18 protein-coding genes are annotated in these 17,895 nt (G+C 69.9%); 9 read left to right on the forward strand and 9 right to left on the reverse strand.

Going from position 1 to position 17,895, the window contains the following annotated elements; genetic code table 11:
• Positions 1-300: 300 nt before the first annotated feature.
• The 3 genes from AB0I81_RS32120 (at position 301) to AB0I81_RS32130 (ending at position 3,185) form a co-directional block, all read left to right on the forward strand.
• Positions 301-1,410, forward strand: a complete 1,110-nt coding sequence (locus AB0I81_RS32120; protein WP_360663980.1) for a helix-turn-helix transcriptional regulator — start codon at positions 301-303, stop codon at positions 1,408-1,410.
• A complete protein-coding gene (locus AB0I81_RS32125) occupies positions 1,400-2,569 on the forward strand; it encodes a hypothetical protein (protein WP_360663983.1) in 1,170 nt (389 codons plus the stop codon). Before AB0I81_RS32120 ends, AB0I81_RS32125 begins: the two co-directional genes overlap by 11 nt.
• An 82-nt stretch (positions 2,570-2,651) precedes the next feature.
• Complete coding sequence (locus tag AB0I81_RS32130) at positions 2,652-3,185, forward strand: GNAT family N-acetyltransferase (protein ID WP_360663986.1); 534 nt, start codon at positions 2,652-2,654, stop codon at positions 3,183-3,185.
• Between the two features lie 151 nt (positions 3,186-3,336).
• On the opposite strand, the gene AB0I81_RS32135 is transcribed toward AB0I81_RS32130, so the two are convergent.
• The 6 genes from AB0I81_RS32135 to AB0I81_RS32160 form a co-directional block, all read right to left on the reverse strand.
• The gene (locus tag AB0I81_RS32135) at positions 3,337-5,088 is read right to left on the reverse strand and encodes a DEAD/DEAH box helicase (protein WP_360663989.1); all 1,752 of its coding nucleotides are present in this window, start codon (positions 5,086-5,088) and stop codon (positions 3,337-3,339) included.
• Between the two features lie 356 nt (positions 5,089-5,444).
• Entirely contained in the window at positions 5,445-6,287 is an 843-nt protein-coding gene (locus AB0I81_RS32140) for a hypothetical protein (RefSeq protein WP_360663992.1), read from the reverse strand.
• Between the two features lie 82 nt (positions 6,288-6,369).
• Positions 6,370-7,695 carry an MFS transporter gene (locus AB0I81_RS32145; RefSeq protein WP_360663995.1) on the reverse strand — a complete coding sequence of 442 codons (1,326 nt, stop codon included), beginning with the start codon at positions 7,693-7,695 and terminating at the stop codon, positions 6,370-6,372.
• 92 nt (positions 7,696-7,787) lie between these two features.
• Entirely contained in the window at positions 7,788-8,570 is a 783-nt protein-coding gene (locus AB0I81_RS32150) for a zinc metalloprotease (protein ID WP_360663998.1), read from the reverse strand.
• A gap of 428 nt (positions 8,571-8,998) precedes the next feature.
• Complete coding sequence (locus AB0I81_RS32155; RefSeq protein ID WP_360663999.1) at positions 8,999-9,259, reverse strand: DUF3039 domain-containing protein; 261 nt, start codon at positions 9,257-9,259, stop codon at positions 8,999-9,001.
• A 203-nt stretch (positions 9,260-9,462) separates the two neighbouring features.
• The gene (locus AB0I81_RS32160) at positions 9,463-10,041 is read right to left on the reverse strand and encodes a YqgE/AlgH family protein (RefSeq protein WP_360664002.1); all 579 of its coding nucleotides are present in this window, start codon (positions 10,039-10,041) and stop codon (positions 9,463-9,465) included.
• Positions 10,042-10,152: 111 nt separating this feature from the next.
• On the opposite strand from AB0I81_RS32160, the gene AB0I81_RS32165 reads away from it, so the two are divergent.
• Positions 10,153-10,665 (forward strand): hypothetical protein, encoded by a 513-nt coding sequence (locus AB0I81_RS32165; protein WP_360664005.1) that lies wholly within the window; start codon positions 10,153-10,155, stop codon positions 10,663-10,665.
• A gap of 132 nt (positions 10,666-10,797) precedes the next feature.
• Here the strand turns inward: AB0I81_RS32165 and AB0I81_RS32170 are convergent, their stop codons facing one another.
• A complete protein-coding gene (locus AB0I81_RS32170; protein WP_360664008.1) occupies positions 10,798-11,418 on the reverse strand; it encodes a TetR/AcrR family transcriptional regulator in 621 nt (206 codons plus the stop codon).
• Between the two features lie 115 nt (positions 11,419-11,533).
• Between AB0I81_RS32170 and AB0I81_RS32175 the strand changes: the two genes are divergently transcribed.
• The 5 genes from AB0I81_RS32175 to AB0I81_RS32195 all read left to right on the forward strand — a co-directional run bounded on the left by AB0I81_RS32175 (position 11,534) and on the right by AB0I81_RS32195 (position 16,693).
• A complete protein-coding gene (locus tag AB0I81_RS32175) occupies positions 11,534-12,283 on the forward strand; it encodes an IclR family transcriptional regulator (RefSeq protein WP_360664011.1) in 750 nt (249 codons plus the stop codon).
• Between the two features lie 74 nt (positions 12,284-12,357).
• Positions 12,358-13,845 (forward strand): glycerol kinase GlpK, encoded by a 1,488-nt coding sequence (glpK, locus tag AB0I81_RS32180; protein ID WP_360664013.1) that lies wholly within the window; start codon positions 12,358-12,360, stop codon positions 13,843-13,845.
• 37 nt (positions 13,846-13,882) lie between these two features.
• A complete protein-coding gene (locus AB0I81_RS32185) occupies positions 13,883-15,433 on the forward strand; it encodes a glycerol-3-phosphate dehydrogenase/oxidase (protein WP_360664016.1) in 1,551 nt (516 codons plus the stop codon).
• Between the two features lie 67 nt (positions 15,434-15,500).
• A complete protein-coding gene (locus AB0I81_RS32190) occupies positions 15,501-16,163 on the forward strand; it encodes a flavin reductase family protein (protein WP_360664019.1) in 663 nt (220 codons plus the stop codon).
• A gap of 44 nt (positions 16,164-16,207) precedes the next feature.
• Positions 16,208-16,693 carry a hypothetical protein gene (locus tag AB0I81_RS32195; RefSeq protein ID WP_360664022.1) on the forward strand — a complete coding sequence of 162 codons (486 nt, stop codon included), beginning with the start codon at positions 16,208-16,210 and terminating at the stop codon, positions 16,691-16,693.
• Between the two features lie 15 nt (positions 16,694-16,708).
• Here the strand turns inward: AB0I81_RS32195 and AB0I81_RS32200 are convergent, their stop codons facing one another.
• A complete protein-coding gene (locus tag AB0I81_RS32200; protein WP_360664025.1) occupies positions 16,709-17,569 on the reverse strand; it encodes a helix-turn-helix domain-containing protein in 861 nt (286 codons plus the stop codon).
• Between the two features lie 8 nt (positions 17,570-17,577).
• Complete coding sequence (locus AB0I81_RS32205; RefSeq protein WP_360664028.1) at positions 17,578-17,760, reverse strand: hypothetical protein; 183 nt, start codon at positions 17,758-17,760, stop codon at positions 17,578-17,580.
• Positions 17,761-17,895 lie beyond the last annotated feature (135 nt).

Here is a 17,895-nt window from a genome sequence, read left to right on the forward strand (position 1 = left end):
GTGGGAAACGTGGCTCAGCGGATATCCGTCACGAACCACCTCCACCTGTATTCAGGAAACTTCAGTTTATTAACCTGAACTTCTGTCATTTTCATTCATACCCCGGACAGATGTGTCTCAGTCCCGCCCGTGCGGCATAGTCAGGTGGCTAGACTGTGGCTCTTTGGCGGCTCTTTGGCATGGGTTTACGCACGTCGGCCGCAAAGTGCGGATCTAGCTGCGCATTCGCCCCTCGCGTACGCGGCCGGGGTGATGTTCACTCGAAATAGCTGAAGTTCATACGAAAGAAGAAGGCCAGGCATGAGCGGCGACGATATTGCGCAGGCCGCGCTGGCTCGCCGTCTGCGCGAGCTCCGTGAGGGCCACTGGCCCGACCTGAGGATCACCCAGAGCCAGCTGCGCGAGGCGCTCCAGGTCAGCGTGCCGTCGATCTCCTCGTGGGAGTCCGTCCACGCCGGCAAGATCCCACCGCTGCACCGGCTGGAGGAGTACGCCACGTTCTTCGCCACGAGGCGCTCGGTCGCCAACGGACGCACCCGCATGTTGCCGATCGGCGACCTGACGCCGGCCGAGCTGGAGGAGCAGCGCAGGCTGTTCACCGAGCTGAACCAGCTGCGCCAGGCGGCGCTGCGGGCCAGGCTCACGGGTGAGAACGCCGGCGCCGCCCCCAGGCACGACGTCTTCGGCACGAACCCGTGGCGCTTCCCCCACGGGGAGCCGATCACGATCATCTGCTCGCGGCTCCCCGAGGACGAGCTGGCCAAGATCCCGTACGCGTCGCCGAAGTCCGCCGACTACATCGAGCACTACAAGTACTCCGACCTGGACTCCCTGTTCGAGCTGCACGGCCATCTCAGGGCCGCGAACCCGGCCAGCCTGGTCACTCTCCGTGCCCACGACGAGCTGCGCTCCGACGACTTCACCACCCACCTCGCGCTGCTCGGCGGCGTGGACTGGAACGAGGTGACGGAGTCCATGCTGGCGCGGATGAAGCTGCCGGTTCGGCAGGTGGCCGACTGGGGCGGCGAGCGGGGGCCGTACTTCGAGGTGACCGAGGGGAACGACGCACCGCGCCGGCACTACCCCGTCCGCAGAGGGCCGGACGCCGACGCCCCGCTGCTGGAGGACGTCGCGTTCTTCTACCGCGGGGTCAACCCCGACAACGTCGAACGAACGCTGACCATCTGCAACGGCATGTACGGCAGAGGCGTGTACGGAGCCGTGCGAGCGCTGACCGACGAGCGGTTCCGCGACCGGAACTCCGCGTACCTGCGGCAACGTTTCGGCGACGCCACCTCCTACGGCATCCTCACCCGGGTCCGCATCGAGGGCAGAGCGGTCGTCACCCCCGACTGGGCGCTGGACACCGTACGGCTGCACGAATGGTCGGAGCCCGGGCATGGAGATTGAGGGGCAACCAGCCCGCACGGAGCACCACCGCGGCTCCCACCGGCATCTCGTCGACCTCATCACCCCCGGCGCCGTCACCGGCAGGGCCAGGGTGGATGCCATCATCGTCCCCACGATCCGGCATCCGAGATGGCTGCACCACGCCGTACGGCTGGCGGCGCGGTTGGGCTGCCCGCTGGTCACGCTGCACAGCAGGCGTTGGAGCAGAGCCGATCGGGCGGCGGCCACCATGCCGGACGACGTGCGCTACCTCGCCATCGACGTGGACGACACGACCCGGCTCAACCTGCCGGACTTCGCGACGACGGCGCTGGTCAAGGACAGCATCTTCAAGCGCGCGACCGACCTCGGCGCGAAGCGGAACCTCGGGCTGCTGCTGGCCAACCTGATGGGCTGGGAGCGCGTGATCTTCCTCGACGACGACATCGTGGTCGGCGGGCACGAGGACGTCGAACGGGCGGCCGCGCTGCTCGACCGCTATGACGCGGTGGGCATGCACATCGGCGGCTACCCGGACAACTCGGTCGTCTGCCACGCCCACCGCCTGACCGGCGGCCACCAGGACTCCTTCCTCGGCGGCGGCGCGCTGGCGGTCGAGACGTTCCGCAACCCATCGTTCTTTCCGAACGTCTACAACGAGGACTGGTTCTACCTGCTGGACGACACCTCGCTGCGCCGGCTCGCGGTGACGGGGATGGTCAGGCAGCGCGCCTACGATCCCTTCGACCGCCCGGCCAGGGCGCGGGACCAGGAGTTCGGCGACGTGCTCGCCGAGGGCGTCTACTGGCTGCTCGACTCGGCGAAGGACGGGAGCTGGGCGGCCGCCGCCGGCGCCAGGCACTGGGCGGGCTTCCTGGCCAGGCGCCGGGCCTTCATCCTGGACGTGCTGCTGCGGGTCAAGCGGTTGCCGCCCGGTTCCGAGCCCGATCCCCAGGCCATGGAGGCCTCGCTGCGGGCGGCGCTCGGCAGGGTCAGCAGGATCGAGCCGGCGTTCTGCGTGGCCTACATCGAGGCGTGGAAACGGGACCGCCTGCGCTGGATCGAGCATCTCAAGAAGCACACCCTGCTCGCCGCCGACGTGCCCGACGCGCTGAAATGGCTGGTCAAGGATGGCGCGCCAGGACTCAACTACCAGCACCGCACAGACCCGCGCCCTTGATTCGGCGCGGCGTCAACCGGGAATCTTGACGTCCGTGGAGGCACCTGAAATCCGACAAGCCGACCATAACGACCTCCCCGCCATGATCCGATCGCTGGGCCAGCGGTCCTACTTCGCCGACCGGCTGAGCCTGCAGGCCGACGGGCACGGGTTCCTGCTGGTCGCCTGGGAGAGGGAGACGGCGCTGGGAGACGTCTACGTCTGGCTGGCGCCGGCGGAGGAGCCCGAACTGCGGGTCCATCTGCCCGGCGTCGCGCTGCTCACGCACCTGGAGGTCGTACCGCCCCGGCGCAACGAGGGCATCGGCACCGGACTGCTGCGGGAGGCGGAGCAGCGGCTCTCCGCCATGGGCCACGAGCGGGTCGCGCTGGGCGTGGGACTGGACAATCCGGCGGCGCAGCGGTTGTACCTGCGGCACGGGTACGAGGAATGGCCGCACGGCGACGTGGGCACCACGCAGGTCGTCTACCGCGCGGACGGCGAGCGCGAGTTGCGGCCGGAGATGTGCCGCATCATGGTCAGACAGCTCAACACGGCTCCGGGCCCTGCCGCACATCCCGCGCTGCGAACGCCCCGAGCCCCAGGCACACCCTGCGGTCAGAACGTCCCGAGGTGAGGACCTCTGTGTCCCACCCCGGGACCGTCTTATCCCGGGACCGTCTCACCCCGGGACCGTCTCACCCCGGGACCGTCTCACCCCGGGACCGTCTCACCCCGGGACCGGCGGCACACGTACCGCAGAGGCGGCACGTACCGGAGAGGAGCCTTCAGCGGCGCTGGGTGGCCCAGCGGCGGATCATGGCGATGCGCTCCCTGATCTGCTCCACCGTCGCCTGGGCGATCGGCGGGCCGCCACAGGCCCGTCGCAGATCCGAGTGGATCACCCCGTGCGGCTGGCCGGTGCGGTGGTTCCACGCCCCCACCAGCCCGTTCAGCTCCCGCCTCAGCTCCGCGATCTGCTCGTGCGGCGCCAGCTCCTCCTTGGGCTCCTCCGCCTGCTGCTTACGCTTGGCCGCCTGCTGGTCGGACTGCCGCTTGCGCAGCAGCGTCGCCACCTGGTCGGGCTCCAGCAGGCCGGGCAGCCCGATGAAGTCCTCCTCCTCGGCGGAGCCGACCTCCGCGCCGGTGCCGAACTCGCCGCCGTCGAAGAGCACCCGGTCGAACGTGGCCGAGGTCTCCATCGTCTCGAACGGCAACTCGTCGCCCAGGACGTCGGGTGCGTCCTTCTGCCGGTTGGCCTGCTCCAGCAGCGAGTCGTCGAGGCCGTCCTCGGGAGGCCGCTTGTTGAGCACGTGATCGCGCTCCACCTCCATCTCGTTGGCCAGGCCCATGAGCGTGGGCACCGAGGGGAGGAACACCGAGGCCATCTCGCCGCGCTTGCGCGCCCGCACGAAGCGGCCCACGGCCTGGGCGAAGAAGAGCGGGGTGGAGGTGGAGGTGGCGTAGACCCCGACGCACAGGCGGGGGATGTCGACGCCCTCCGACACCATGCGCACGGCCACCAGCCAGCGGTCCTCAGAGGCGGCGAACTGCTTGATCTTCTTGGACGCGCCCGGGTCGTCGGACAGGACCACGGTCGCGCCCTCGCCGGTGATGTTGCGCAGGTGGCGGGCGTAGGCGCGGGCGGTCTCGTGGTCGGTGGCGATGACCAGGCCACCCGCGTCAGGCACACCCCTGCGCACCTCGGACAGGCGGCGGTCGGCGGCCTGCATGACCTGGCGGATCCAGTCGCCCTTCGGGTCGAGCGCGGCCCGCCACGCCTGGGAGAGCTGGTCCTTGGTGAGCGGGGTGCCGAGCGTGGCGGCGATCTCGTCGCCCGCGCGGGTGCGCCACTTCATCTCGCCGGAGTAGGCCAGGAAGATCACCGGCCGGACGACTCCGTCGTCGAGGGCGGGGCCGTAGCCGTAGGAGTAGTCGGCGATGCTGCGCTTGAAGCCCTCGGCGTCCTCCTCGTAGCCGACGAAGGGGATCGGGTTGTCGTCGGACCTGAACGGCGTCCCGGTGAGCTGGAGCCGGCGCGCGGCGGGCTCGAACGCCTCGCGCACGCCGTCGCCCCACGACTTGGCGTCGCCCGCGTGGTGGATCTCGTCGAAGATGATCAGCGTCTTGCGGGCCTCCGTGCGCGCCCTGTGCAGCGCCGGGTGCATGGCCACCTGCGCGTACGTCACCGCCACGCCGGTGTAGTCGCGCGAGGTGGTGCCCTGGCTGTTCTTGAACTCCGGGTCGATGGCGATGCCGACCCGGCCGGCGGCGTCGGCCCACTGGCGCTTGAGGTGCTCGGTGGGCGTCACGACGGTGATCGCCCTGATCACCCCGTTGGCGAGCAGTTCGCTGGCTATGCGCAGGGCGTAGGTCGTCTTGCCCGCGCCCGGTGTCGCCACGGTGAGGAAGTCACGCGGCTCCCGCGTGAAGTAGAGGTCGAACGCCTGCTGCTGCCAGGCGCGCAGCGCGGGGGCGGTGCCCCACGCGGCCCGGTCTGGATAGGAAGGCGAAAGGTGGGATGCGGCGAAGGTGCTCACCGCATCACCTCTGGGGTTCGTGTGCTTCGCTGTCTCACAGTGACCCAAGAGTAATCGGGCCCACCGACAAGACGTGCCTTGACATCCCCTCAGCCCCAAAGGACTGAGATTCCTGGGTTGCCCCAGGTGGTTCGCGATTCACAGCCCCGGCCAACGCCTGGAGGGCTCCCCGCGCTGCGACCCCATGCCCTGGGGCCGTCCAACACATCGTCTTGGTTATCGATGACAGACCAACCTTAACTGATCGGAGCGCCCGACGATGGCCATTCCTCTCCGCTGCCAACGGCAAGGCATCCTGGCCGGTCAAGGAAGGTGAGCCGAATATTCTGGCCAACGTCGTTTACGTGCCAGGCGGCTTATCTGAGGCTCGTCATGACCGCGTCAAGCGCCTGCCTGCGGCTGTTTTGCTCGGGTTGCAGCAGCCCGACCAGCAGAACCGGCCGGTCGGCGCGAGTGAGCAGCATCACTCTGAGGTACGCGGGACGGTTCACCACATCCGAGTACTCGGCCCGGATCGCGCGGGTGTGCCCGCCGGGAATCTGCCTGTCCTCGACGACGGACACGCGGTCGCCCTTGAGCAGGAGCCTGGAGTACAGCTCCGCCGCGTCCGCCGTGGCCCGCTCGGGGTCGGGTATCGGTCCAGGCACCGGTCTGGCCATCACCAGGCCCCCTTGCCCGTCCCGTACGACCGAGGTGAATCCCGTGACCGGCGCCACCGGGCCGGTGCTCCAGCCGTCGGGCAGCGTCGCCCGTACCCCGGCCAGCGCGTCGCTCAGGTTCCCCGTGTCCGCCCGTGGCGTGGTGAGCCACAACGTCACCGCCGTCGTCCCCGTCACCAGCCCCGCCCCCGCCGCCAGGGCCACCAGCACCATCGTCACCCGTCGCCGCGTCCCGCCCCCGTGCCTGCCGCGCGGCGGCTTCGGGTCGGCCGGAGAGCCGTGCAGGCGGGCCGAAGGGGGCAGGTCCTCCCACGCCTCCGCAGAACGCCCCCGGTCGGGTCCGGGCCGAATGCGGGGGCTCCAGGCCGGCTCCTCCAGGTCCATGGGATGTGTACGCCCCCGGCCGGGCTCCTGTGGCGCCCCGGCCGCCGGACCGCCCGAGTACGGCCGGCCGCGCCGCCCCCAGCCGGGCGGCGGTTCGGGAGGCCGGCCCCGGCCGGGTTCCGGCTCAGGGGGCCAGACACGGTGATCGCCCTCCATGGCACCTCCTTGCCCGCTGTCCTATCACTCCCCGCCACGGGCATCAGCAGAACCGTGATCGCTGTGGCGGGAGGGACGGAATTCAGCGGGTGCGGAAGGCGAGCAGGGCCCCGCTGAAGGCGATGACCGCCATGAGAACCGAGATCACCAGGAAGGCGGTGGCGATCTGGGAGGAGGAGTGCCCGATCGCGTTCACCAGCGCGCCACCGATCCCGATGGTCAGCGCCGACCCGAGCTGGTCGGTCACCGACAGGGACGCGGAGTTCGCGCCCTGCTCCTCGACCGGCGACTGCTTCATGGCCGTGATGCTGACCGTGGTCATGCCGAAGCCCATGCCGAACCCGGCCAGGATCCACGCGGGCACGGCGATCCACCCGCTCACCCCGGGCAGGACGCAGAGCATGCAGACCAGGATGGCGACGGTGATGCAGCCCGCGCTCAGCCGCATCCTCTTGTGGGCCTCGCCGGTCCGCCTGCTCTGCAGGAACGATCCGGCGGACCAGCCCAGCGCCCCGGTCGTCAGCGCGATGCTCGCCTCCGTGATGCCGAAGGACTTCACGTCCTGCAGTGCCAGCGGGATGAAGGCGTTCACGCCGAAGAAGGAGGCCGAGAAGAAGCCGCGCATCAGTACGGTCGTGGGCAACCCTCGTTCGAGGCGCAGCGACCCCGGCGGCAGCAGCCGGTACAGGCCGTAGATCAGGAAGGCCAGGCCCGCCGCCGTCTCCGCGATCGCGGACGGCAACTGCACGTGCAACCGGTCCACGCCGTGCAGCAGCAGCCCGGCCCCGCCCGCCGTGGCTGCGGCGGCCAACGCCATCGCGCCCGGTCTCGAACGCGGCCCGGTGCCCGGCTCGGACCTGGTGGCGGCGCCCATCCGCAACGCCGGTACGAGCATCGCCAGCGCGGGCACCACCAGCGGCACGATCCCGTAGAAGACGTAACGCCACCCGAGCGGCTCGATCTGCCCGACGGTCCCGGCGATGGACGGCCCGATCATGGCGGGCACCACCCAGGCGGCGGAGACGGCGGCGAACGCCTTGGGACGCACGTCCACCGGATAGACCCGGGCGATCATGACGAACAGCGCCACGATGGCGGCCCCGCCACCGAACCCCTGCACGGCCCTGGCCACCAGGAACATCGTGGCGGACGAGGCCGCCCCGGCCAGCGCCATGCCGAGCGCGAACAACACCACCCCGGCCAGGAACGGGACCGGGTAGCCGCGCCGGTCCGCCCAGAGCCCGGCCACCACGTTCATCGACAGGCTGGCGATGAGGAAGGCGGAGAAGCTGAGCCCGTACAGGTTGAGCGCGTTGAGGTCCTCGGAGATCTGCGGCATGACGGCCCCGACCGACATGCCCTCGAACGCGATCAGCGTGACCACCAGCAGGATGCCTAAGGTGGCCATGCGGTATTCGGGGCTGAGGATTCCCGGGGGTTTGTAGGGAGTGTCAAGTGCCTTTGGTGCTGTCACCTGCACATCGTAGTTTGCCCGGAATATCAGAGCAGCGGGGTGCTCCGGTAGGCCGCCCACATCTGGTGCATGCGCTCGGCCTGCCCCTGTGTGAACTCCCACATACACCGGTCGTGGGCGTAGTCCATGTAGTTGTGCGAGGGGTCCTTGCCCGTCTGCGCGGCGCAGGTGTCCTTGTCGTCCGGGCACGCCTCGGTCGGCTTGGCCTCGGCCGGCGTGTCGGCGATGCCGTCGCCCGGCTCGTGGCAGCCGTTCTCGAAGGTGTGGAACAGACCGAGCCAGTGCCCGATCTCGTGTACGCCGGTGAAGCCCTTGTTGTAGTTGCTCATCGCCCCGCCGGGCAGACTGCGCCAGTCGATCACGACGCCGTCGAGGGCCGGGGCGTCGGCGTACCAGTAGGGGTAGCTGGAGAAGCCCAGCATGAGCTCGCTGAGCTGGGCGATGTAGAGGTTGAGCGTGTCGGCGCCGCCCTGGTGCAGCGCGTTCTTCATGGTCTTCTCGTGGCCGACGGGGTCGGCGAACCACAGGGCGTCCTGTTTGACCGAGATGCCGTCGAGCCTGAAGCGCACGCCGGTGTCCACGCCGCCGAACTTGCCGCCGTACGCGGAGTTGAGCGCGTCGATCTGGGCCGCGACCGCCTGGTCGGAGACGCCGCGCTGGGCGCCGCGGGTGATCACGTGCACCCGCGTGGGCACGGTGATCTGGCTGGCCGGCGCGACCCCCGCGAGCCGCCGGCCGAGCTCTCCCGCGACCATGGCCACGTCCTCGGGCTTGGGCGACCGCGGCCCCGGCCCTCGCGACTTCGGCACCCCAGGCCCTGGCACCGGCCTGCGCGGCTCTCGCCCCCCCGGACCGGACACCGGTCTACGTGGCTTTCGATCCTCCGGACTCGGCACCGGCCCGCGCAGCTTCGGCGTCCCTGATCCGGGTGCCGGCTCGCGTGGCTTTCGCACGTGTGGCGTTCCCGGTCTCGCCGGTTCTCGCAGTTTGGGCGATCGCGGTCCCGGTCTGCGCGGCTCCGGGGTACGTCGTGCGGCGGCCGTGCCGTGCGCCTGTGTGAGGCATCCGGCCGCCGCCAGGGCGGTGCCGGGCCGGAGCGGCGGCGTGAGCCCGGCCGCGAGCAGGCATGCCAAGGAAACGGCTGTCGCACGCCGGGCCATGCGATCCCCCAATGCGATATGAGCTGGTCTGGCTACAGACCGTAGCCCTCCGCGGGAGGATTACCGCTCAGCAACACTCACTGCTTGTCGCCGTCGCCCTCGCCGCCGCCCTGGGGCAGACCCTCGTAGATCTCCTTGCACTCCGGGCAGACCGGATATTTCTTGGGGTCGCGGCTCGGCACCCAGATTTTGCCGCACAGGGCGCGGATGGGCGTGCCGGTCACCATGCTCTCGGTGATCTTGTGCTTGTCCGCGTAGTGGGCGAACCGCTCGTGATCGCCGTCGCCGTGCGACGTCCGCGGAGTGGTCTCCTGCTCTGGGAGGATCTTCGTGCTCACCCCATCGAGTTTATGCCCGCCCGCGACCCCGTCCCTCCACATCCGCCGGTACGGCCCCCGCCCAGGATCACGGTGCCGATGGCGGAGAGCATCGCACTGGCGGAGAACTCCCTGCGGACGGGCCGGGACCTGCGGCGCCGACTTTCCAACCTGCCGTCATTTCAGGGTCGGGGCGTCAGGGACGTCGGTTCAGGGGCGGGGCGTCAGTTCAGGGTCGGGTCGTCCGGGCAGGTGGCCACGAAGGCCAGCTCCCCGCGCTGGCGCCGCAGGACCTGCCGCCACAGGGTGGCGGGGTTGGCGTGGAAGGTGTCGCCGACCTCGGAGTCCACGACGTACCAGGCCCCTTCGGCTATCTCGCTCTCAAGCTGCCCCGTCGTCCACCCCGCGTACCCCGCGAAGATACGCATCTGCGCGATCTCCCCCTGCAGGATCTCGGGCGGCGCGTCCAGGTCCACCGTGCCCAGCCGGGCCACGGCGTCGGTGCCCGCGTGCAGCCTGCGCCAGCCGAGCGGCTCCTCACCGCTCGGGACGGCCGCCAGCGCGAGCGCGCTGTCGGTCTGCACCGGCCCGCCCTCGAAGAGCACGGAGGGCCCGCTGATCAACGGATCCCACACCGGCAGCACCTGTGTCACCGAGATGTCGCTCGGCCTGTTGAGCACGACGCCCAGGGTGCCGCCGTCGTGGTCGTGTTCGAGGATGAGCACGACGCTGCGCCGGAAGTTGGGGTCGTCGAGGAGTGGCGTCGCCACCAGCAACCCGCCGACGTAGATCGCTTCCGCCATACCCTCCATCATGGAGTACCTACGGGGTGCGCGCTCCCCCGGAGTACCGATGTTACTTTTAGTACACGGATGGGAACTTTAGGTAGCGAATGATCGCTTCCGGGAGAGCCCATGCGCATTTATACCCGCCTCGTCCTGGCCGCCCTGCCGCTGGGCGTCACCCTGCTGCTCCCCGCCGCCGCCGGCGCCTGGCCGTGGCCTGGCGGCGACCACGGCGATCCGTTCACGATGAGCGTGGACGACGTGGGCTGCCGTTCGGGCAAGGTGGCCGTCAGGTTGCACAACCAGACCCGCCAGCTCGCCCGCTTCGATCTGAAGGCCGACGGCGTCAGCGTGGCCAGCGGCTCCATCCCGGCCCGCAAGAGCATCGAGCGGCACATCCCGGTGGGCAAGGGCAGTGGCGCCGAGATCGAGGCGTACTCAGTCGGCGACCACACCCCGGAGACGCTGATCGACTCCAGCCGCGTCGAGAACGACTGCCCCTGGGGACACCGCCACGGCCATCTCCCCTACACGGGCCCGCCCGCCGACCTGATGGGCAAACTGGCCACGGCGGGCGGCCTGGTGGTGATGGGCGGGATCCTGTGGTGGTACGGCTCCATCTGGCCGAGATCGACCCCATGAGCCCGTCCTTCCCCGGCGCGGCTCGATCGCGATCGACCCCATGAGCCCGTCCTTCCCCGGCGCGGCTTGATCGCGATCGACCCCGTGAGCTCCCGGCGCGGCCTGGTCGCGATCACCCTCGCTTGAGCAACCTCACGGATCGGGTACGACGAACGCCCCGGCCCGTGCGGCGGCCAGCGTGCGTGCCACCGACCGTTCGGCGTCCTGCGGCGTCACCGGCTCCCTGGTGACCACGAGCCGGTAGTAGAGCGGCGCCGACACCGCCCTGATCACCTCGCCGCCGTCGGTCCCCGGCGGCAACTCGCCCCGTTCGACGGCCAGGTGCACGGCCTTGGCCCACTCCTCGATGCGGCGCAGGTAGAAGGCGCGCAACGCCTCGGCGGCCTGCTCGTCGCAGGTGGCGGCGGCGATCACGGCCTGGAACGTGGCCCCGAGCCGCCCATCCGTGATCGCGGCGAGCACGGCGAGCGCGTTGGCCCGCAGGTCGCCTTCTATGCCGCCCGTGTCCGCGTGCGGCTGTGACTGGTTGGCCAGCTCGTTCATGAGGTCGGCCACCAGTCCTGGGGTGCTGCCCCACCGCCGGTAGACGGTGGTCTTGCCGACACCGGCCTTGGCCGCGACCTGGTCCATGGTCAGGCCATGGAAGCCGCGTTCGACCAGTTCGTCCTGAGCGGCCTCAAGCACGGCCGCGCGCACCCGGGCAGTGCGGCCTCCGGGCCGCACGGTTCCCGCCGAGCGGGAAAGTTGGTCCATCGAGTCTCCTTCGGAGCGGGTCCAATGGCAGCCTACCGGCACGTCTGTCCCATTAACGGGCGAACCCGGCGCCCCCGACTGTTCGGCATTGCCGAACTGCGCTAGGGTTCCCGATGTGGGAGAGACGATTCAATCGGTGGAGCGCGCCGCCGCGATCCTACGACTGCTCGCCTCCGGTTCCCGGCAACTCGGGGTGGCCGAGTTGGCCAGGGCGCTGGGCCTGCCGAAGGGAACGCTGCACGGCATCCTGCGCACGCTGGTCCATGTCGGATTCGTCGAGCAGGACCAGGGCACGGGGAAGTACCGCCTGGGGGCCACGCTGCTCCACCTCGGCAGCAGCTACCTCGACGTCAACGAACTGCGCACCCGCTCCATCAACTGGGCAGACGCGCTGGCCGGGCGCAGCAGGGAGAGCACCTGGATCGGCACCCTGCACGAGGGCCACGTCCTGGTGATCCACCACGTCTTCCGGCCCGACGACAGCATGCAGACCCTCCAGGTCGGCACCTACCTGCCGACGCACGCCAGCGCGCTGGGCAAGGTCCTGCTCGCCCACGACCCGTACGGCGAGCCGCCGGCCCCGCCGCTGCACCCCCACACCAAGCGCACAATCACCGACCCCGCGGCGCTGGAGACCGAGCTCGACCAGGTCAGGACCCGCGGATGGGCGGCCGAGACGGAAGAGCTGACCGAGGGCGAGGTGGCCATCGCCGCCCCCATCAAGGACCGCCGCGGCATCGTCGTCGGCGCCATCGGCATCCGCGGCGCGGTCGAGCGGCTCGCCCCCGAGGGCGCCATGAACATGGACTTCGTCTCCTACGTACGCGACGCCGCCCGCGCCATAACCCGCGACCTCGCCAGATGACACTTGAACAGCCTCCGGCTACCAAATACGATTCGTTCGGCATTGCCGAACCCTGAGCCCTAGCGAGGAACCCAGTGCCTCGACCGCAATACGTCGCAGCCATAGACCAGGGCACCACGTCCAGCCGGTGCATCGTGTTCGACCAGGCCGGCAACATCATCTCCGTCGCCCAGCGCGAGCACCGCCAGATCTTCCCCAAACCCGGTTGGGTCGAGCACGACGCGGCCGAGATCTGGCGCAACGTCCAGGTCGTGCTGGCCGACGCGGTGAGCGGCGCCGGCATCGAGGACGGGCAGATCGCCGCGCTGGGCATCACCAACCAGCGCGAGACCACCGTCCTGTGGGACCGGGCCACCGGCGAGCCGGTCTGTCCCGCCATCGTCTGGCAGGACACCCGCACCGACGCGCTCACCCACACGCTGGCCGAGCACGAGGGGCTGTTCAAGGAGCGGGCCGGGCTGCCGCTGGCCACGTACTTCTCCGGTCCCAAGATCCGCTGGCTGCTCGACGAGCACGGGCTGCGTGAGCGGGCCGAGCGCGGCGAGGTGCTGTTCGGCACGGTGGACAGCTGGTTGTTGTGGAACCTCACCGGCCGCCACATCACCGACGTGACCAACGCCAGCCGTACGATGTTGATGAACATCCACACCCTGGCCTGGGACGACGAGCTGCTGGGCGTGCTCGGCGTGCCCCGGGCGATGTTGCCGGAGATCCGCCCGTCGGCCGAGGTCTACGGCCACACCGCCGCCGGCGTGCCGGTGGCCTCGGCGCTCGGGGACCAGCAGGCGGCGCTGTTCGGGCAGACCTGCTTCGCGCCGGGCGAGACCAAGAGCACCTACGGCTCGGGCAGTTTCCTGCTGATGAACACCGGTCAGGAGCCGGTCTTCTCCAAGCACGGCCTGCTGACCACCGTCGGTTACCGGATCGGCGACGGGCCCGCCACGTACGCGCTGGAGGGCGCCATCGCGGTCACCGGCTCGCTGGTGCAGTGGCTGCGCGACAACCTGGGCCTGATCTCCAGCGCGGCCGAGATCGAGACGCTGGCCAAGACGGTGGACGACAACGGCGGCTGCTACTTCGTACCGGCCTTCTCGGGGTTGTTCGCGCCGCACTGGCGTTCGGACGCACGCGGCGTGATCGCGGGGCTGACCGGGTTCGTCAACAAGGGGCACATCGCGCGGGCCGTGCTGGAGGCCACGGCGTGGCAGACCCGCGAGGTGGTTGACGCGATGAACGCCGACTCGGGCCTCGACCTGAGCACGCTGCGGGCCGACGGCGGCATGACCGCCGACAACCTGCTCATGCAGACGCTCGCCGACGTGCTGGCCGTCCCGGTGATCAGGCCGATGGTGTCCGAGACCACCGCGCTCGGCGCCGCGTACGCCGCGGGCCTGGCCACCGGCTACTGGCCCGACCTCGACAGCCTGCGCGCCAACTGGCACAAGGCCGCCGAGTGGCAGCCCGCGATCGAGGAGTCCGTACGCGAGCGCGAGTACCGCAACTGGAAGAAGGCCGTGGCCCGCACCCTGGGCTGGGTCGAGCAAGAGGGGGGACCGCGATGAGGACCGCTACCGGGGGCGTACAAGAGGGGGAACGGCGATGACGACCGCGACCGGCACCGGACGGGCGGAGGTCAGGCAGGAACTCGCCACCACCACCTACGACCTGCTCGTGATCGGCGGCGGCATCCTGGGCACGTCGGTGACCTGGATGGCCGCCCAGACGGGGCTGCGGGTGGCGATGGTCGAGGCGGGCGACTTCGCCGGCGCGACCTCCAGCGCCTCCTCCAAACTCGTCCACGGCGGGCTGCGCTACCTGCAGACCGGCAACGTCAAGCTGGTCGCCGAGAACCACCGCGAGCGCCGCGCGCTGGCCGCCGACGTCGCGCCGCACCTGGTCAAGCCGCTGACGTTCCTGGTGCCGATCTACAAGGGCGGGCCGCACGGGGCCGCCAAGCTGGGCGCGGGCGTGTTCCTGTACTCGGCGCTGTCGGTGTTCGGCGACGGCATGGGCAAGGTGATCACGCCGCACCAGGCGCTGGCCAAGGTGCCCGCCCTGCGCACCGAGGGGCTGCGGGCCGCGGCCGTCTACGGCGACCACCAGATGAACGACAGCCGCGTCGCGGTCATGACCGTACGGGCCGCCGTGGACGCCGGCGCGACCGTGCTCAACCACGCCGAGGTCGTCGGCCTGCGCAAGACGGGCGGCAGCGTGACGGGCGCCGAACTGCGCGACCGGATGGACGGCACGGAGTTCGGCGTGTCCGCCCGCCTCGTGCTGAACGCCACCGGCCCGTGGGTGGACCACCTGCGGCGTATGGAGGACCCGGACGCCGCCCCCAGCATCCGGCTGTCCAAGGGCGCCCACCTGGTCATGCGCCGGCACGAGCCGTGGAAGGCGGCGCTGACCACGCCGATCGACAAGTACCGCGTGTCGTTCGCCATCCCGTGGGAGGACCACCTGCTGCTGGGGACGACCGACGAGGCGTACGAGGGCGATCCGGGGGCGGTGCGCGCCACCGACACCGACATTGCCCAGATCCTGGACGAGGCGGGGCATTCCGTACGCGACACCCAGCTCCGGCGGGAGGACATCACCTACGCCTTCGCGGGACTGCGCGTCCTGCCCGGCGGCCCCGGCCAGGTGACGGCGGCCAAGCGGGAGACGGTGCTGACCCGGGGCTCCGGCGGCATGTTGTCGGTGGCCGGCGGCAAGTGGACGACCTACCGGCACATCGGCAAGTACGTCCTGGACATCCTCGCCCACCTGCCGGGACGTCCTCTGGGTGACGATCTGGCCGCCATCCTGCCCACCGTCCCGCTGCCCGGCCTGGCCAGCCCCGACGCGGTGGCCATGCGGTTGTGGACCGACCGCGAGCGGGGCGCGCGGATGGATCCGCTGGTGGCCAGGCACCTGGCCACGCACTACGGCTCGATCGCGTTCGAGCTGGCCAGGCTCATCCGCGAGGATCCCGCGCTCGGGGAGCGCATCCACCCCGACGGTCCCGACATCTGGGCGCAGGCGGTCTACGCCCGCGACCACGAGTGGGCGGCCACGGTGGACGACGTCGTACGCCGCCGCACCACCCTGACCGTGCGCGGCCTGGACACTCAGGAGATCCGCGCCAGGATCGAGGGGCTGCTGGACTGACGCCCGTCGAACGGGAGGTCCGAAGTCCGCCAGCGCGCGGCGGGCCCAGGGACGAGAGTGGTTGCCCATGGACAACACCCTGGCCAACGAACACGTCCGCATCGAGCCGAACATCCTCTACTTCGGCACGCCGGTCGTCCTGATCTCCTCCTCGAACGAGGACGGCACGCCCAACCTGGCCCCCATGTCGTCCGCGTTCTGGCTGGGCTGGCGCTGCATGCTGGGGCTGGGGGCCAGGTCGAAGACGGCCGTGAACCTGCGCCGTACCCGCGAGTGCGTGCTCAACCTGCCATCCGACGCGCTCGCGCCGCAGGTGGACCGGCTGGCGCTCACCACGGGCAGCGATCCGGTGCCCGAGCGCAAGTACGAGCGCGGTTACCGGCACGTGAGCGACAAGTTCGGCCACGCGGGACTGACCGCCGTGCCGTCAGAGGCGGTGTCGCCACCGCGGGTGGCCGAGTGCCCGGTCGCGATGGAGTGCGTGGTGGAGCAGGTGCATGCGATCGGCGACGGTGGCACGCTCACCTTCGAGGCGCGGGTCGTGCGGGTGTGGACGCACCAGGAGGTCCGGCTCACCGGTACGGACGACCACATCGATCCCGACGCCTGGCGGCCGTTGATCATGAGCTTCCAGAAGTTCTACGGGCTCGGCTCGCAGGTCCACCCGTCCAGGCTGGCGAGCATCCCCGAACGGCTCTACCGCTCCGCGGACATCGACCGTGCCAGGTGATCCCGCCGAGGTGGCACAGCCCCCGGCGTGGGCAGGGGGTGGGCATGCGTACTCCCATGAACGAAGCCCTGATCAGGCACTTCAAGGACCTGCGTGACGGCGGCCACGGCGATGCGGTCACCCGGGAGGACAAGGAGGCCGTCTTCACCAGGGCCGTCGAACTGCTCGACCCCGTGGCTCGCCGTGCCCTGGACGAGGCCAACGCCGACCTGCTGCTCGGCACCGGTGAGGTGGTGGCCAGCGGGGTCACCCGGTCGAGCGAGGGCGGGCTGAACGCGATGTGGTCGCTGACGTGGCCGCGGCAGCGCGAGAGCGGCAATCAGCCGATCGCGGTGGTCGCCCACTTCGGCTGCGACTTCCACCACCCGCACCTGCGCGGCAACACCGTCGGCGACTGGCCGCTGAACGTCTTCGACGAGTCGGACGCGGCCGGTCAACTGGACACGCTCCGGGTGATCGCGGCAGGCGACGCCCACAACCTGGTCTTCCAGGAGAGCTATCGCCTGATGCCCGCGATCACCGCGCCGTAGACCGCCCAGCGTCGTTCACCCGCGATACCGGTCGGTCCTGTCCCGGGCGTGCAGTCCGGGTGGCAGGTCGGTGGTGAGGTCCAAGCCCGCCGCCACCTGGACGGAAGTGCTGGGGCCTGCCGTCATTCTCCGTCTCCCCGGTGCGGGAAACCTGGCATAGGGCACGGCCGAGGAGTTCGCGATGTCACGCAGGCCCTTGCGGTCCTCGACGGAGATCCACGAGTAGCCGCTTCTTACCAGACCGTCACAGCGCCACTTCTTGAGGATCCGGCCGACGGAGGTCTCGCTGGACCCTGTCCATGCCGCCAGATCCGCCTGCGACAACGGCGCCGCGAGAACATTGCGCTTGGCCATGGGCCGTTCGCCGAACCTGTAGAGCAGACCGAGCAGCAGACGCGAAAGACGTACGTCTATTTTGAGCCGCCTCACCGCCTGCAGTTGCCGGGCGAAATGCAACTGGTCAGCCTGTATCGTCCTGATGAGAGCCTGAATGTGGGGTAAATCACCGAAAACGATGGGAATCATGTCCTGCGCGACGTCGAGAATTGTGCCCCGCGTAAGCACAATTCCATAGATTTCGGCCATCTCACCCAACCACGGAGGGCCCGCGGGATCAGTCGGGTGCAGGGCGCTGACGAGGTCGCCGGGTGCGGCCAGATCGATAACGCTACGACTGGCGCGTGCCCTTCCCGCTTGAAGCCGGATCCAGGATCCCGTCGTAACGATCGTGATTCCGCGTTCCTCGCGAACCGGCACCACTTCGCCGGCTTCGACAGGGCGCTCGGTTCCTATGCGCGCGAGCGCGTCACGCTCTAGCTGTGACAGGTGCCGCCAGAAGTTGATCTGGCCCGCACGCTGGAGAGGGAGGCGATCCATGGCATGACCTAGGAGCCGTAGAGCGCATACAGGATCGCCGGAATGGCGCCGAGGACAACGGCCAGCGCCAGAAGAGCCCGCACCAGAGCGGCCGGCGCCGCCTTCGCGAGCCGCACGGCGGCATACCCGATGACACACATGATGGCTAAGGCCACGAGTGCGCCAATGGTGAACGTGAATTGGTCTCTCATTACTCTCCCTGCGCTCTTTGCCGAGCCTGTTTTCATCTCACGAACCAACAGCGGTCCGAACAAGGACGACCTTAGAGCCAAGCAGAGATTCACGCCAGGATTTGGTGATTTGCGACAGGAAGCCGGGAGCTGCAA

Origin of the sequence: Nonomuraea sp. NPDC050404 (assembly GCF_040655495.1) — a bacterium.
Taxonomy (GTDB): Bacteria; Actinomycetota; Actinomycetes; order Streptosporangiales; family Streptosporangiaceae; genus Nonomuraea.

Excerpts from the sequence above, each read along its gene's own strand:
- AB0I81_RS32120 (WP_360663980.1), top strand. The coding sequence starts at position 301 with ATGAGCGGCGACGATATTGCGCAGGCCGCGCTGGCTCGCCGTCTGCGC.
- AB0I81_RS32125 (WP_360663983.1), top strand. The coding sequence starts at position 1,400 with ATGGAGATTGAGGGGCAACCAGCCCGCACGGAGCACCACCGCGGCTCC.
- AB0I81_RS32130 (WP_360663986.1), top strand. The coding sequence starts at position 2,652 with ATGATCCGATCGCTGGGCCAGCGGTCCTACTTCGCCGACCGGCTGAGC.
- AB0I81_RS32140 (WP_360663992.1), bottom strand. The coding sequence starts at position 6,287 with ATGGAGGGCGATCACCGTGTCTGGCCCCCTGAGCCGGAACCCGGCCGG.
- AB0I81_RS32145 (WP_360663995.1), bottom strand. The coding sequence starts at position 7,695 with ATGGCCACCTTAGGCATCCTGCTGGTGGTCACGCTGATCGCGTTCGAG.
- AB0I81_RS32160 (WP_360664002.1), bottom strand. The coding sequence starts at position 10,041 with ATGGCGGAAGCGATCTACGTCGGCGGGTTGCTGGTGGCGACGCCACTC.
- AB0I81_RS32165 (WP_360664005.1), top strand. The coding sequence starts at position 10,153 with ATGCGCATTTATACCCGCCTCGTCCTGGCCGCCCTGCCGCTGGGCGTC.
- AB0I81_RS32170 (WP_360664008.1), bottom strand. The coding sequence starts at position 11,418 with ATGGACCAACTTTCCCGCTCGGCGGGAACCGTGCGGCCCGGAGGCCGC.
- AB0I81_RS32185 (WP_360664016.1), top strand. The coding sequence starts at position 13,883 with ATGACGACCGCGACCGGCACCGGACGGGCGGAGGTCAGGCAGGAACTC.
- AB0I81_RS32190 (WP_360664019.1), top strand. The coding sequence starts at position 15,501 with ATGGACAACACCCTGGCCAACGAACACGTCCGCATCGAGCCGAACATC.
- AB0I81_RS32195 (WP_360664022.1), top strand. The coding sequence starts at position 16,208 with ATGCGTACTCCCATGAACGAAGCCCTGATCAGGCACTTCAAGGACCTG.
- AB0I81_RS32200 (WP_360664025.1), bottom strand. The coding sequence starts at position 17,569 with ATGGATCGCCTCCCTCTCCAGCGTGCGGGCCAGATCAACTTCTGGCGG.
- AB0I81_RS32205 (WP_360664028.1), bottom strand. The coding sequence starts at position 17,760 with ATGAGAGACCAATTCACGTTCACCATTGGCGCACTCGTGGCCTTAGCC.